The following is a 15,741-nucleotide window of genomic DNA, read 5'->3' on the forward strand; positions in this document are numbered from 1 at the left end:
AAGTTCGCTGTAGCGTACGGTATCGGGCGGACGCCAAGGAGGGCCCGTGAATTCCACTGCTGCAAGGTTGACGGCGAGGAAGACCCAGCCTTGCCAGTAGTGGACCGTGCCTGCCGCGAGGAAGAGAATCAACCCGTGCACGACGGACTCAGCAAACTTCGCCGTCAACCTTGCAGCAGTGGAATTCACGGGCCCTCCTTGGCGTCCGCCCGATACCGTACGCTACAGCGAACTTCGCAGCCGACTGTGGTCAGCAGGCCGGCCGCCGCGTGCTATATCTCGGCGGTGTTGTTGATCACCGGCCCGTCGGGAAACGTGGGCCACGAACTCGTCGAGCGGATGCGCGCCCAACCTCCCGGGGTGGACTGGCGGATCGCCAGCCGCCACCCCGAGCGGTTGAGACAGCGGGTCGGCGAGGCCGCCGAGGTGTGCCGGTTCGACTTCTTCGACCGCTCGACGTGGACGGCGACGCTGCGCGATGTCGACACGATGTTCCTGCTGTTCCCGCTGCCCGGCAACCGCGCCGCCCGAAACGCCGTGATTCCGTTCGTGGCGGCCGCGGAGGCGGCGGGCTGCCGGCACGTGGTGTACGTGTCGGTGTTCGGCGCCGACCGGGCGAAGTTCATCCCGCACTACAAGGTCGAGCAGGCGCTGATGGCCTCGTCGATGACCTCGACGCTGCTGCGGTGCAGCTTCTTCATGCAGAACCTGCACCGCAGCATCTCCACCCACGGCACCGACATCGTCGAGCGCGGCGAGCTGTTCATCCCCGCCGGCCGCGGCCGCACCAGTTTCATCGACGCCCGCGACGCCGCCGACGTGGCGGCACTGGCGTTGACCGATCCGGCCGCCCACCGCGATGCCGTCTACCACCTGACCGGGCCTGCGGCGCTGACCATGGATCAGGTCGCTGCGGAACTCACTGCCGCGCTAGGGCGTCCGGTGACCTACACCCGTCCGGGGCTCATCCGCTTCGCCGCGCGGCTGCGCCGCCGCGGGGTCGGCTGGGACACGATCGGGTTCATGGCCGCGGTGTACACGCTGACCCGGCTGGGACAAACCAGCCGATCACCGACGAGGTGCAGCGGCTGCTCGGCCGTCCGCCGCGTACGTTGACGGAGTTCCTGCGGGACAGCGCCTGGCGCTGGCAGCAACGCGCCTGGACCTAGCATCCGGGGCTGTTTCGCCGCTCTTTGCGCACGCCAGGCGGCGACATGCCGTCGGCGCCGAGTCGAGGTGAGTTACCATCTCCTCGCACCACTACGAGGGCGCGTGATGGGCTGAGCCCAACTCGGCCCGAACCACGGAGCGGCCCTGCCGGCCTTCATTATGGTCTGGAACGGTTCCACTCGACGAGATTGTCTGGAGAATTCGTGAGCCTCAATCCATTCGACGACGACAACGGCACCTTCTTCGTCTTGATCAACGACGAGGAGCAACACAGCCTTTGGCCGACTTTCGCCGATGTCCCGGCCGGCTGGCGGGTGGTTTTCGGCGAAGCGGACCGCGCTGCGTGCTTGGACTACATCGAGCAGAACTGGCCCGATATCCGGCCGAAGAGCCTGCGCGACAGGCTGGCCGCGGACGAAGCGTCGGAGAGCTAAGCCGACACTTCGACGTCCTTGGCCTCCGCGGGCGCCAGCTTCCCGGTCAGCTCGGTCGCCAGGTCCCGAATCGTCGCGGTCATGTTGGTCGAGGTGATGCGCAGACCCGTCTCGGTCTCGATGCGGGTGCGCAGTTCGAGAGCACCCAACGAGTCCATGCCGTACTCGGCCAGTGGACGGTCCGGGTCGACGTTGCGCCGCAGGATCAAGCTGACCTGATCGGAGATCAGGCGCCGCAGCAGCGCGGGCCACTCCTCCGGGGTCAGCTCTTCGAGCTCGGCGCGGAACTTGCTCGAGCCGCCCGCGCTCTGTCCGGTCGTGCGGAACGCCTCGGCGAACGGGCTGTGCTGCGCGAACGCCGTCAGCCACGGTGTGCCCATGATCGGCGCGTATCCGGTGTAGGCGCGGTTGTGGCGCAGCAGCGCCTCGAACGCGTACGCGCCCTCGTCGGGCGTGATCGCGACGCCGGTGCCTTCCGCCAGCGCGGTGGCGGCACCGATCTGGCCCCAGGCACCCCACGCGATCGCGGTGGCCGGCAGCCCCTGAGCCCGCCGCCAGTGGGTGAACGCATCCAGCCAGCTGTTGGCCGCGGCGTACGCGCCCTGCCCGGGCGAGCCCACCAGCGCGGCCGCCGAGGAGAACGAGCAGAACCAGTCCACGGGCTGGCCGGCCGTCGCGGTGTGCAGATTCCAGGCCCCGAGAACCTTTGGCGCCCAATCTCGTTCGATGAGCTCGTCGGTGATGTTCGTCAGCGTGGCGTCCTCGATCACCGCGGCCGCGTGCAGCACACCCCGCACCGGCAGCCCGGTGGCGGTCGCCGTCGCGACGACGCGCTCGGCCGTGCCCGGCTCGGTGATGTCGCCGCACTCCACCACCACGTCGGCGCCGATCGCGCGGATGAGCGCGATCGTCTCCAGCGTCTTGAGATCCGGCTGGGAACGCGACGTGAGCACGATCCGCCCGCAGCCACCGGCGGCCATCTTCTCGGCGAGGAACAATCCCAGCCCGCCCAGGCCGCCGGTGATGATGTAGGCGCCGTCCTCGCGGAAGGCCCGAACCTGCTCGGGCGGAAGCACCACGCTGCTGCTGCCGGCCCGCGGGATGTCGAGGATGAGCTTGCCGGTGTGTTGCGCGCCGCTCATCACGCGGATGGCGGTGGCGGCATCGGCGAGCGGGTAGTGCGTGCTCTCTGGCATCGGAAGTACGCCGTCGGCGGTGAGCTTGTACACCGTCGTCAACAGGTCGCGTAGCCGCTGCGGATGGCTGAACGACAGCAACGCCAGGTCCAGGGCGTAGAACGTCAGGTTGCGCCGGAACGGGAACAGCCCCAGCTTGGTGTCGCCGTAGATGTCGCGCTTGCCGATCTCGACGAACCGCCCACCGAACGCCAACAACTCGACACCCGCGCGTTGCGCCGCGCCGATCACGGAGTTGAGCACGATGTCGACGCCATACCCACCGGTGTCCCGGCGGATCTCGTCGGCGAACTCGACGCTGCGCGAGTCGTAGACGTGCTCGATTCCCATGTCGCGCAACACCTGCCGGCGCTGCTCGCTGCCCGCGGTGGCGAAGACCTCGGCGCCGGCGGCGCGGGCGATCGCGATCGCTGCCTGGCCGACCCCGCCGGTGCCGGAGTGGATCAGCACCTTGTCGCCGCTCTTGATGTGGGCCAGATCGTGCAGGCCGTACCAGGCGGTTGCGGTCGCCGTCGTCACCGCGGCGGCTTGAGCATCGGCCAGGCCGTCGGGCAGCGTGACGGCCAGGTTGGCGTCACAGGTGATGAACGTCGCCCAGCAGCCGTTCGGGGAAAGGCCGCCCACGTGGTCGCCGACCTTGTGCTCGGTGACCCCGGGGCCGACCGCGGTGACCACGCCGGCGAAATCAGTGCCCGGCTCCGGCAGCCGCCCCTCGAAGGAGGGATACCGGCCGAACGCGACCAGCACGTCGGCGAAGTTGATGCTGGACGCGGTGACCGCGACCTCGATCTCACCCGGCCCGGGCGAAACCCGCTGGGCTGCAACCAGTTCCATCGACTCGAGGTCGCCGGGGGTGCGGATCTGCAAGCGCATCCCGTCGTGCTCGTGGTTGACGATGGTGGTTTTGCGGTCCTCGGGACGCAGCGGGGTGGGGTACAGGCGCGCGACGTACCACTGTCCGCCCCGCCACGCGGTCTCGTCTTCCGGTGTCTCGCAGAGCAATTGCTGCGCCAGCTGCTCGGCGTCGGTGCCGGCGTCCACGTCGATCTGGGTGGCTCGCAGATGCGGATGCTCGGTGCCGATGACCCGCACCAGACCGCGCAACCCGGCCAGCTCGAGGTTCGGCGTGTCATGCGGTTCGACGGTCTGGGCGTCGCGGGTGACGACATACAGGCGCGGTGGCTCCCCGGCGATCTCGGGCAGTTCGCGGGTGATCCGCACCAGATGCTCGACGTACTCGCGGCCAAGGCGTGCAGCCTGGTCCTCGGCGTCGCCGTTCTTGGGCCCGGTGAAGATCACCACGCCGGAGATTCCCCCGACCCGCAGATGCTCTTTGAGCTGTTGCGCATTGGTGCTGTGCTCGGATTGCCGCGGCCAGCACATGCTGGTGCATTGCGCCCCAGCGTTTTTCAGCACATCCGCCAGCGCGGTGGCCACCGGGTCGGCGTTGCTGGTGGTTATCAGCAGCCACGTTCCGGTCTCGGCGTACTCCGCCTCGGGCAGTGTCTTTGGTTGCCACTCGATGGTCAGCAGCCGGTCGGACAGGATCCTGCCCTTGTTGTCCTTGTCGTCGGCTCCTGTGCCCAGCTGCAAGCCCTCGACGGCGAGCATGATCGTTCCGTGCTCGTCGAGCACCTCGATATCGGCCTCCACCCCGGTGGTGTCGGCTTTCGTCACGCGGGTGAGGCAGTAGTGGGCATCGCGCGCGGCGGTGTAGGACCGCAGCCTGCGGATCCCCAGCGGAAGTCCCAGCACGCCGTCGCCCAGTGCCCGCACATCGGGATGGGCCTCGACGGACTGGAAGCAGGCGTCGAGCAGTGCGGGGTGAACGCCGTAAGCGGCTTGCTGCGAACGGATCTGGCGTGGCAGCGCGACCTCGGCGAGCATGGTGTCGGCGTCCCCGGCGTAAACCGCGCCCAAGCCTGAGAAAGCCGGACCGTATTGGACACCGCGCTGGTCCATGCGGTTGCGCACCGCGTCGCCGTCCTCACGGTTCGGGTGCGCGGCAAGCAGCGCGGTCGCGTCGTGCGCGGCCGGCTGCACGTCGGATGCGGCGTGCAGCGCCGCGCTGGCTCGCCGTACCTGCTCGCCGTCCTGGTTCGTCTGCACGGTGAAGTCGAGCACCCCTGGCGACGACATCGCGGCCGAGGCGCCGACGGTGGTCTGCTCATCGAGCAGCAGCGCCTGCTCGAAGCGGATGTCGCGGACCTCGCAGGCCTCGCCCAGCGCAGCCTGTGCGGCCGCCAGCGCCATCTCGCAGTACGCCGCTCCCGGCAGGACAGCGACGTTGCGGATCTGGTGATCACCCAGCCACGGATGATCGGCGGTGCCGACCTCGCCTTGCCAGACGTGGCGCTCCGGTTCCTCCTGCAGGCGCACGTGGGCGCCCAGCAGCGGATGAACCGAGATGGTGCGCGCGCCGTGCGTGGGCGAGGTGTCCTGCCCGTCGCGGCTCAACCGCAGCTGGCGGTGCGTCCAGGTCGGCAGCGGCGCGTCCACCAGCCGCCCGTCCGGGTAGAGGACCGAGAAGTCGACGGCCGCGCCCGCACTGTGCAGGTCGATGAGGAAGCCGCGCAGACCGTGGGGCAGCTCCTGCTCGCGGCGCATGCTGGCCAGCGCGGCCAGCGGCACGTCGAGGCTGCGGGCGTTCTGCTCGAGCGGGTGGGTGAGCAGTGGATGCGGAGCCAGCTCGGCGAAGACCCGGTAGCCGTCCTCCATGGCGGCCTGCACCGCCGCCGCGAAGCGCACCGTGCGCCGCAGGTTGTCCACCCAGTACCGGGCGTCGCAGTACGGCTCTTCGCGCGGGTCGAACCCACTCGTCGAGTAGAACGGGATCTCCGGGGTGCGTGGGTTCAGTTCAACGAGCGCCTCGGACAGATCGGCCAGGATGGGATCGACCTGCGGGGTGTGCGATGCCAGGTCGATCGCCACCTCGCGGGCCATGATGTCGCGCTGCTCCCATTCGGCGACCAGCTCGCGCACGGTCTCGGGCGCCCCGCCGATCACCGTGGACTCCGGGGAGGCCACCACCGCGATCACGACGTCGCTGATGCCGCGGGCCATCAACTCGGAAAGCACCTGCTGGGCCGGCAACACCACCGACGCCATCGCGCCGGCGCCGGCGATGCGCGCCATCAACTGCGAGCGACGGCAGATGACCCGAACGCCGTCTTCGAGGGTCAGCGCACCGGCGACCACCGCCGCGGCGGTCTCGCCGAGGGAGTGCCCGATCACCGCGCCGGGGCGCACCCCGTAGGCCTTCATGGTCTCGGCGAACGCGACCTGCATCGCGAACAGCGTCGGCTGCACCCGGTTCACCCCGGCCACGACGTCCGGCGCGCTCATCGCCTCGGTCACCGAGAACCCGGACTCCGCGGCGATCAACGGCTCGATGGCGGCGACGGTCGCGGCGAACACGGGCTCGTTCGCGAGCAGGTCGGCACCCATTGCGGCCCACTGCGAACCGTGTCCGGAGAAGACCCACACCGGACCGCGATCGTCACGCCCGACCGCCGCCTCATACGGGGTGTCGCCGTCGGCGACCTCCCGCAGGGCCGCGATCAGCTCTGCCTTGTCACTCGCGATGACGCCGGTGCGCACGGGACGGTGCGCGCGCCGACGCGCCAGCGTGTAACTCAGGTCCGGCAGCGTGACGTCGTCGTGTGTCTGGATCCAGTCGGCCAGCCGCCCGGCGGTGCGGCGCAGTTCCTCTGCCGAGGTGGACGACAGCGCGAACAGATGCGAACCCGCGGCCGTCGCGGCGGTGTGCCCGTTGCGTCGCGGGTCGGTGTCCCGCGCTGCGGGAGCCTGCTCCACGATCGCGTGGGCATTGGTGCCGGAGAACCCGTACGCCGAAACCGCGGCCCGCCGCGGCGCCCGACCATTCGTCGGCCAGTCCGTGTTGTCCTTGGGCACAAAGAGATTGGTGTTCACCCGGGCCAGCTCGTCGGGCAGCTGGCTGAAGTGCAGGTTCTGCGGCACCACGCCGTGCTGCACGGCCAGCACCGCCTTGACCAGTCCCAGCGTCCCCGAAGTCGACTGGGTGTGACCGAAATTCGTCTTCGACGAGCCGAGTGCACACGGCCCTTCGGTGCCGTAAACCTCTGCCAGGCTGCCGAATTCGATGGGGTCGCCCGTGGGCGTTCCGGTGCCGTGGGCCTCCACCATGCCGACGGTGTTGGCCTCCACGCCCGCCGCGGCCAGCGCGGCCTGATAAGCCTTGACCTGCAAGGGTTGCGACGGCGTGGTGATGTTCACCGTGCGGCCGTCGTTGTTGAGGGCCGTGCCGCGGACGACGGCCAGTACCCGGTCGCCGTCGCGCAGGGCGTCGGGCAACCGCTTGAGCAGCACCATGACGGCGCCCTCACCGGAGGCGAACCCGTCGGCTTCGACGTCGAATGCATGGCAATGACCGGTCGCCGAGAGCATGCCGCCGGCGGAACCCGCCGACGACTTGCGCGGATCGAGCAGCAGCGTGGCACCACCGGCGAGCGCGACGTCACATTCGCCGTCGTGCAGGCTGCGACAGGCCATGTGCACCGTCACGAGACCGGACGAACAAGCGGTGTCCACCGTGATCGCCGGACCGTGCAGGTCCATGGCGTACGCGATTCGCCCGGACGCCATGCTGTAGTTGTTGCCCAGGAACCCGTAGGGCCCTTCCAGGGCGTGGGCATCGGCCGCCAGCAGAATGTAGTCGCCGTGCGTCAGGCCCACGTACACGCCGGTCTTAGAACCGGCCAGCTGGGCGGGGCTCAGGCCCGCGTGTTCGACTGCCTCCCAGGAGGTTTCGAGCAGCAAGCGGTGCTGCGGGTCGACCGCGGTGGCCTCCCGCTCGCTGATCCCGAAGAAGTCGGAGTCGAAGCCGCCGAAGTCGTCGAGGAAAGCGCCCCACTTCGACACCGATCGACCGGGCACGCCGGGCTCGGGGTCGTAGTACTCCTCGGCGTCCCAGCGGTCCGGCGGGATCTCGATGATCAGGTCCTCGCCCCGCAGCAACGCGTCCCACAACTGCTCCGGAGAATCGATGCCGCCGGGCAGCCGGCAGGCCATGCCGATGACGGCAATCGGAGTAACTGGCGCGGTGCCCCCCGTGGGCGAAGTCGTGGCCGATCCGGAACCCGACAGCGAATCATCCGCGCTGTTGAATGACGTCATTTCCCCTCCGCATAGCAATAGTTGCTGTGGCCCCGGCCGCTGCACCGCTCAACGTCGTGCACTTCTGAGGTCAGCAGGACAGCGACGACGGCGCCGTCGCGCGCTTCCTCGGCGGCATTGGTTTGCCGCGGCAGGCAGTCACACCGACAACGCTAATTTCATACATGGCCTGTTGTCTTGAAATCCGACCAATCCATCCTCGCCGTTGTGTCAGCAGAGACAATAAGCGCAATCAGGCGATTTCGGTCCCGATGCACAGGTGATGTGCAGGTGTGTCGCATGCGCTCGTCATTCACCCGATCGGGCGCACCGCCCGTCGCGACAGCGGCGCGGCGGGCGAAGATCGGCTCGCTATTATCTTTGCCGGTACTGGCCGGTTTGATGTCGAACGGAAGCACATGACTGCACGCGTCGAACAGTTGGAGTTTCAGGCCGAGGCGCGCCAACTGCTGGAGCTGCTGATCCACTCGGTGTACTCCAACAAGGACTCCTTCCTGCGGGAGCTGATCTCGAACGCCTCCGATGCGCTGGACAAGCTGCGCCTGGAGACGCTGAAAAACAAGGACCTGGACGTCGACGCGTCCGATCTGCACATCGAGATCGTTCCCGACAAAGAGGCGCGCACGCTGACCGTCCGCGACAACGGCATCGGGATGACTCACGACGAGGTCGTCGACCTCATCGGCACGCTGGCCAAGTCCGGTACCGGCCAACTGCGTGAGCAGTTGCGCGAGGCCAAGAACGCGGCCGCCTCAGAGGAGCTGATCGGCCAATTCGGGATCGGCTTCTACTCGACCTTCATGGTGGCCGACAAGGTCGAGCTGCTCACCCGCAAGGCCGGCGAAAGCGAGGCCACCCGCTGGGTCTCCAGCGGCGAGGCCACCTACACCATCGAATCCGTCGAGGACGCCCCGCAGGGCACGTCGGTCACGCTGCACCTCAAGCCCGAGGACGCCGACGACCAGCTGCACGACTACACCGCCGAGTGGAAGATCCGCGAGCTGGTCAAGAAGTACTCGGACTTCATCTCCTGGCCCATCCGCATGGAGGTGGAGCGGCGCACCCCGGCGACGGAAGAGGGCGGGCAGGAAACGGTCACCGTCGAGACCCAGACCCTCAATTCGGGAAAGGCGCTGTGGGCCAAGTCCAAGGACGAGGTCTCCGCCGAGGAGTACAAGGAGTTCTACAAGCACATCGCGCACGCCTGGGACGACCCGCTCGAGGTGATCGCGATGAAGGCCGAGGGCACCTTCGAGTACCAGGCGCTGCTGTTCATCCCGTCGCAGGCGCCGTTCGACCTGTTCGCCCGTGATGCCAAGGTCGGCATCCAGCTCTACGTCAGGCGCGTCTTCATCATGGGTGACTGTGCGGAGCTGATGCCGACGTACCTGCGGTTCGTCAAGGGCGTCGTCGACGCACAAGACATGTCGCTCAACGTCTCTCGCGAGATCCTGCAGCAGGACCGGCAGGTCACCGCGATCCGCCGCCGGTTGACCAAGAAGGTGCTCACGACGATCTCCGACCTGCGGTCGCAGCGGCCGGAGGACTACCGCACGTTCTGGACTCAGTTCGGATCGGTGCTCAAAGAGGGCCTGATGTCGGACTTCGACAACCGCGACGCCCTGCTGCGCATCTCGTCGTTCGCCTCGACGCACAGCGAGGAGGAGCCCACCACCCTCGCTGAGTACGTCGAGCGCATGAAAGACGGTCAGGAGCAGATCTTCTACGCCACCGGGCAGTCGCGTGAGCAGCTGCTGAAGTCGCCGCACCTGGAAGCGTTCCGGGCGAAGGGTTACGAGGTGCTGCTGCTGACCGACCCGGTCGACGAGATCTGGGTGGGGTCGGTGCCCGAGTTCGACGGCAAACCGCTGCAGTCGGTGGCCAAGGGCGAAGTGGACCTCGACTCCGAGGAGGACAAGAGCGAGGCCGAACGAGAGGAACTGGACAAGGAATTCGCCGATCTGCTCGCCTGGCTCAAGGAGACCCTCAGTGAGCACGTCGCCGAGGTGCGGCTGTCGACGCGGCTGACCGAGTCGCCGGCCTGCCTGATCACGCCCACGTTCGGCATCACGCCTGCGCTGGCGCGTATGTACCGGGCGTCGGGGCAGACGGTTCCGGTCTCCAAGCGGATTCTCGAACTGAACCCGAAGCACCCGCTCGTCACCGGCCTGCAGGAGGCGCAGCACAGTCGGGGCGACGAGGATCAGCTGGTCGAAACCGCCGAATTGCTCTACGGCACAGCGCTGCTCGCCGAGGGCGACATACCCGAAGATCCGGCCAGGTTCGCCGGGCTGCTCGCTGAGCGGTTGGCGCGCACGGTATAGGTGGATGGGGCCGGCAAACGCGAACCAGCCGCGTCCAGCAAACATCTTTTTCGCCCGTGCGACGGCGCGCGCCACGGTACCCTGATGCGCGTGATTGACACCTCCATACCCGCGGTGCTGCGTGAACGTGCCAGTTTGCAGCCCAACGAGACGGCGTTCACGTTCATCGATTACGACCAGGATTGGAACGGCGCCGCCACCAGCCTGACGTGGGCTCAGGTCTATCGGCGAACCTTGAACGTCGCCCGTGAGCTGTCCCGGCACGGGTCGCCTGGCGACCGCGCATTCATCCTGGCGCCGCAGGGGCTTGACTACGTCGTCGCGTTCCTCGGTGCCTTGCAGGCCGGGCAGGTCGCGGTTCCGCTGTCGGTGCCGATGGGCGGCGTCATAGACGAGCGGGTCAATTCGTGCCTGCAGGACGCGTCGCCGTCGGTCGTGCTCACCACGTCGTCCGTCGTGGACGCGGTCGCCGGACACCTCGCGACGGAGGGCGCATCGGCTCCGTCGGTCGTCGAGGTCGACCTGCTGGACCTCGACGGTCCGCCGGGACCCGGCGCGGGGCGCGAGGAGCACCCGGAGACCGCCTATCTGCAGTACACGTCCGGCTCGACCCGCACTCCGGCGGGCGTCATCATGTCCCACCGCAATGTGCTCGCCAATTTCGAGCAGGTGACGTCCGACTACTTCGCGCACCACGGCAAGGTCCCGCCGCCGGACACCACGATCGTGTCGTGGCTGCCCTTCTACCACGACATGGGCTTGTACCTGGGGGTGTGCGGCCCGATCCTCACCGGACGCCGCGCGGTGCTGACGAGTCCGGTGGCCTTCCTGCAGCGGCCCGCCCGCTGGATTCACTTGCTGGCGACCAACAGCAAGGCGTACTCGGCCGCGCCGAACTTCGCCTTCGAATTGGCGTCCAAGAAGACGTCAGACGACGACATGGCTGGGCTCGACCTGTCCGACGTGCTCGTCGTCGCCACCGGTAGCGAGCGGGTGCATCCCGCGACGCTGCGGCGCTTCGTCCAGCGGTTCGCGCCGTTCAACCTCCCCGAATCGGCGCTGCGACCGTCCTACGGGTTGGCGGAAGCGACGGTGTATGTGGGCACCCGCATCGAGGCGGAGCCACCGGCCATCGTGCGCTTCGACTCCGAGAAGCTGACCGCAGGCAAGGCGGAGCGCTGTTCGGACGGCAGCGGCACACCGCTGGTGAGCTACGGGGTGCCGCGGTCGCCGCTGGTCCGCATCGTCGACCCCGATACCAACATCGAGTGCCCGGCCGGGACCGTCGGCGAGATCTGGGTGCACGGCGACAACGTCGCGATGGGCTACTGGGGCAAGCCCGAGCAGAGCGAGGCCACGTTCGGCGGAAAGATCGCCGGACCGTCGGAGGGCACCCCCGAAGGGCCGTGGCTGCGGACCGGGGACTCGGGTTTCCTGTTCGACGGCGAGTTGTTCGTCATCGGTCGCATCAAGGATCTGCTGATCGTCTACGGGCGCAACCATTCTCCCGACGACATCGAGGCGACGATCCAGGAGATCACGCAGGGTAGGTGTGCGGCGATAGCGGTTCCGGACCGTGAGACCGAGAAGCTCGTCGTCATCATCGAGGCCAAGAAGCGGGGCGGGTCCGACGAGGAGGCCGCCGAGAAGCTCGCCGAGGTCAAGCGCGAGGTCGCCTCGGCGATCTCCAACTCCCACGGCCTCAGCGTCGCCGATCTTGTTCTGGTGGCACCGGGTTCGATACCGATCACCACCAGCGGCAAGGTTCGGCGCGCGACCTGCGTCGAGCAGTACCGGCACCGTCAGTTCGCCCGGTTGGACGCCTAGCGGCGCATAACCGGCGCGGGAAGCCGTCGACCTCATCTGTTGTTGAGGTTCTACGGTGAATTGATGAACCCCGCCGTCCCCGCCCTGCGCTCAGCGCCGGCCATCGCACCGCCACAGCAGCGCCGACGCGCGAGCTCGGACCTGTGGCGGATGTTGCCGTACCTGATGCCGTACCGCGCGCGGTGGGTAGCGATGGTCACCGTCGCGATCGTGAGCCTCGCCGCGACCGTCGCGATCCCGTTGATGACCAAGGCCGTCATCGACGGTCCGGTCCGGCATCAGGACCGACAGGGGCTGTGGCTGCTGGGCGCCGCTGCCATCGGCGTCGGGATCACCGAGGCGGTCCTGTGGTTCATCCGCCGTTGGCTGGCGGCACGCGCGACCATGGGCGTCGAAGCCGACATCCGCAAGGACCTCTATGCGCGGCTTCAGATCCTGCCGATGAGCTTCCACGGCCAGTGGCAGTCGGGCCAGCTGTTGTCGCGGATCATGAACGACCTGAGCACGATTCGGCGCTTCATGTCGTTCGGTTTGCTCTTCCTGTTGCTGAACGGCCTGCAGATCGCGGTGGTGACGGGAATCCTGCTGGCGATGTACTGGCCGCTCGGCGTGGTCGTGGTGGTCTCGATCGTGCCGATCACGCTGACGGTGCTGCACTTTCAGCAGGAGTACACCCGGCTGTCCCGGCTGGCTCAGGACCAGGCCGGCAACGTGGCCACCCACGTCGAGGAGTCCGCGCTGGGGCTGCGCGTGGTGAAGTCGTTCGGCCGCGAGGACTACGTCTACGACCGGTTCGACGAGCAGCTCACGAATCTGTATGACACGCAGATCAACCGGGTGTCGGTGTCGGCGAAGTTCTGGACCCTGCTCGAGGTCATCCCGAACCTGACATTGATCGTGGTGCTCGGGTTCGGCGCCTACGCCGCCGGCCACGGCTACGTGACCATGGGCACGCTGGTCGCGTTCATCACGATGATGCTCTCGCTGGTCTGGCCGATCGCCTCGTTGGGCTTTCTGCTGTCGATGACGCAGGAGTCGTTCACCGCGGCCAACCGGATCGCCGAGATCTTCGACGCGCCACGCGATATCGTCGACGGGCCCGTCGGCCGGCCGCCGCGCGGCGGGCGCCTCGAACTTCTCGACGTGGGGTTCAAGTTCCCCGACTCCGACCAGTGGGCCCTTCGCCATGTCGACGTCACCGTCGAACCGGGGGAGACCCTGGCCCTCGTGGGGCCGACGGGTTCGGGCAAGTCGCTGCTCGCCGCGTTGATGTCACGGCTGTACGACGTCACCGAAGGCGCAATTCGCGTCGACGGCACCGACATTCGCGAGCTGTCGCTGCCCGCGCTGCGGCAGGCGGTGGCCACCGCGTTCGAGGACCCGACCCTGTTCTCGATGTCGGTGGCCGAGAACCTGCGGTTGGGCCGGCCCGAGGCGACCGACGAACAGGTGGCCGACGCGATCGAGGTGGCCGCGGCGCAGTTCGTCCACGATCTGCCCTTCGGCCTCGACACCCGCATCGGCGAGCAGGGGATGAGCCTGTCCGGCGGTCAGCGCCAACGGTTGTCGCTGGCGCGTGCGATCCTGGCGTCGCCGAAGATCCTCGTCCTCGACGACACGCTGTCGGCGCTCGACGTGCACACCGAGGCGGTCGTCGAGGAGGCGCTGCGTCGGGTGCTGCATTCGGTCACCGGAATCGTTGTGGCACACCGTGCTTCGACGGTGCTGCTGGCCGACAAGGTGGCGCTGCTCGACCGCGTCGACTCCGGGCCGGCGACCATCACCCACGTCGGCACCCACGCCGAGTTGCTGGCCGAGGTGCCGCAGTACCGCTACCTGCTGGCCGCTGACGACCAGCTCGACGACGGCTGCGAACGGGCCTGCGCGTGGGAGGACGACGACGAGCGCAGCCGGCTGGAACACGTCTTCGAGGAGCGTCAGCCACGCCGATACGTCACGTCGGAGGCGGAGCGCCGATGACGGTCACCGAATGGCGCGGCAAGTTCGAAGAACAGCAGGATGACCTGCCCATCGACGAGAGCATCGACCGGCGCCGCGAGGCGCGCAGCCTGCTGGGCTCGCTGTTGCGCCCGTACCGCGTCGCCGTGATCCTGCTCGCGCTCGTCGTCGTCGTGGAGAATGCCGCGCGGCTGTCGGTGCCGATCCTGGTGCAGCGCGGAATCGACCGCGGCATCCCGCCGATCATCGACGGCGGTTCCGCGCGCACGCTGCTGACGATCGTCGGCGTGCTCGCCGTCGTCGTCGTGGTCCAGGCGACCAGCCGGATGTTCTTCCTGCGGCGTTCGGGCCGGATCGGCCAGAAGGTGCTCCTGGAGTTGCGCCGCAGGGTGTTCCGGCATTTCCAGCGGCTCGACATCGCGTTCCACGAGCGCTACACGTCGGGCCGGGTGGTGAGCCGGTCCACCAACGACGTCGAGGCCATCCAGGACATGCTGGAGACCGGGTTCGACAGCCTGGTCACCGCGGTGCTCACGCTGTTCGGCACCGCGGTCCTCCTCGTCGTGCTCGACTGGCGGCTGGGGTTGATGTGCCTGGGTGCGTTCCCGGTGCTGGTCGCGCTGGTGTGGTGGTTCCGCGACGAGTCGGCGAAGACGTACCGCCGCGTGCGCGAGAGCGCCGCGCTGGTGATCGTGCAGTTCGTCGAGACGATGACCGGGATCAAGGCCGTGCAGGCCTATCGCCGCGAGCCGCGCAACCAGGAGATCTTCGAAGACATCGCCGATCGCTACAAGGACGACAACGAGCGCACCTTCCGCCTGCTCGCGGTCTTCATGCCCGGCGTCAAACTCGTCGGCAACCTCACCACCGGCGTCGTGCTGCTCTACGGCGGCTATCGGGTGCTGGGCGGCGAGATGACGATCGGCACCCTGACGGCTTTCCTGCTGTACCTGCGGATGTTCTTCGAACCGATGCAGGAGATCTCGCAGTTCTTCAACACCTTCCAATCGGCGGCCTCGGCGCTCGAGAAGCTGGCCGGTGTGCTGGCCGAGCGGCCCGGCATCGCGGAGCCGTCGTCCCCGGTGCAGCTGACCGGCGTGCGCGGCGAGATCGCCTTCCACGACGTCGGTTTCGAGTACGTCGCGGGCCGCCCGGTGCTGCCCGGGCTGACGCTCGAGGTGCCGGCCGGCCAGACCGTCGCGTTGGTCGGCACCACCGGTGCCGGCAAGACCACGATCGCCAAGCTGATCGCCCGGTTCTACGACCCGACGTCCGGTGCCATCATGCTGGATGGCGTTGACCTGCGCGAGCTTTCGCAGACCGAACTGCGCCGGCACGTCGTGATGGTGACGCAGGAGAACTTCATGTTCGACGGCACCATCGCCGACAACATCCGCTTCGGCCGGCCCGACGCCACCGACGCGGAGGTCGTCGCGGCCGCGGAAGCCGTGGGCGCCGACCGGTTCATCGCCACCCTGCCCGACGGATACGACACCGACGTCGCCAAGCGGGGCGGCCGGCTGTCGGCGGGCCAGCGCCAGCTCGTCGCGTTCGCGCGGGCGTTCCTCGCCGACCCCGCGGTGCTGATCCTCGACGAGGCGACGTCGTCGCTCGACATCCCGAGCGAGCGGATGGTCCAGCGCGCGTTGGAGACGGTGCTCGCCGACCGCACGG

7 protein-coding genes and 1 pseudogene are annotated in these 15,741 nt (G+C 68.2%); 6 read left to right on the plus strand and 2 right to left on the minus strand.

Annotation, left to right across the window (positions count from 1 at the left end):
* Positions 1-189: pseudogene (locus A5663_RS23625) on the minus strand (hypothetical protein); the annotation flags it as partial.
* Between the two features lie 57 nt (positions 190-246).
* Between A5663_RS23625 and A5663_RS17360 the strand changes: the two are divergent.
* On the plus strand, positions 247-1,116 hold the full coding sequence (locus A5663_RS17360; protein WP_197503439.1) for an NmrA family NAD(P)-binding protein: 870 nt from the start codon (positions 247-249) through the stop codon (positions 1,114-1,116).
* 257 nt (positions 1,117-1,373) lie between these two features.
* Complete coding sequence (locus A5663_RS17365) at positions 1,374-1,604, plus strand: MbtH family protein (RefSeq protein WP_068151752.1); 231 nt, start codon at positions 1,374-1,376, stop codon at positions 1,602-1,604.
* Here A5663_RS17365 and pks2 read toward each other — a convergent pair.
* Entirely contained in the window at positions 1,601-7,957 is a 6,357-nt protein-coding gene (gene pks2 / locus A5663_RS17370; protein ID WP_068151756.1) for a type I polyketide synthase, read from the minus strand. The genes A5663_RS17365 and pks2 overlap by 4 nt on opposite strands.
* A 398-nt stretch (positions 7,958-8,355) precedes the next feature.
* On the opposite strand from pks2, the gene htpG reads away from it, so the two are divergent.
* The 4 genes from htpG to A5663_RS17390 all read left to right on the plus strand — a co-directional run.
* Positions 8,356-10,281, plus strand: coding sequence for a molecular chaperone HtpG (gene htpG, locus A5663_RS17375; RefSeq protein ID WP_068151758.1), 1,926 nt, complete (start codon positions 8,356-8,358; stop codon positions 10,279-10,281).
* 84 nt (positions 10,282-10,365) lie between these two features.
* Positions 10,366-12,108 (plus strand): AMP-binding protein, encoded by a 1,743-nt coding sequence (locus A5663_RS17380; RefSeq protein ID WP_369816657.1) that lies wholly within the window; start codon positions 10,366-10,368, stop codon positions 12,106-12,108.
* A 63-nt stretch (positions 12,109-12,171) separates the two neighbouring features.
* A complete protein-coding gene (locus tag A5663_RS17385) occupies positions 12,172-14,088 on the plus strand; it encodes an ABC transporter ATP-binding protein (protein ID WP_068151759.1) in 1,917 nt (638 codons plus the stop codon).
* Positions 14,085-15,741, plus strand: a 1,657-nt coding sequence (locus tag A5663_RS17390) for an ABC transporter ATP-binding protein (protein WP_068151760.1), incomplete at its 3' end; no start/stop codon positions are given. The genes A5663_RS17385 and A5663_RS17390, both read left to right, overlap by 4 nt.

This window comes from Mycobacterium sp. E740 (genome assembly GCF_001672895.1).
GTDB lineage: Bacteria > Actinomycetota > Actinomycetes > Mycobacteriales > Mycobacteriaceae > Mycobacterium.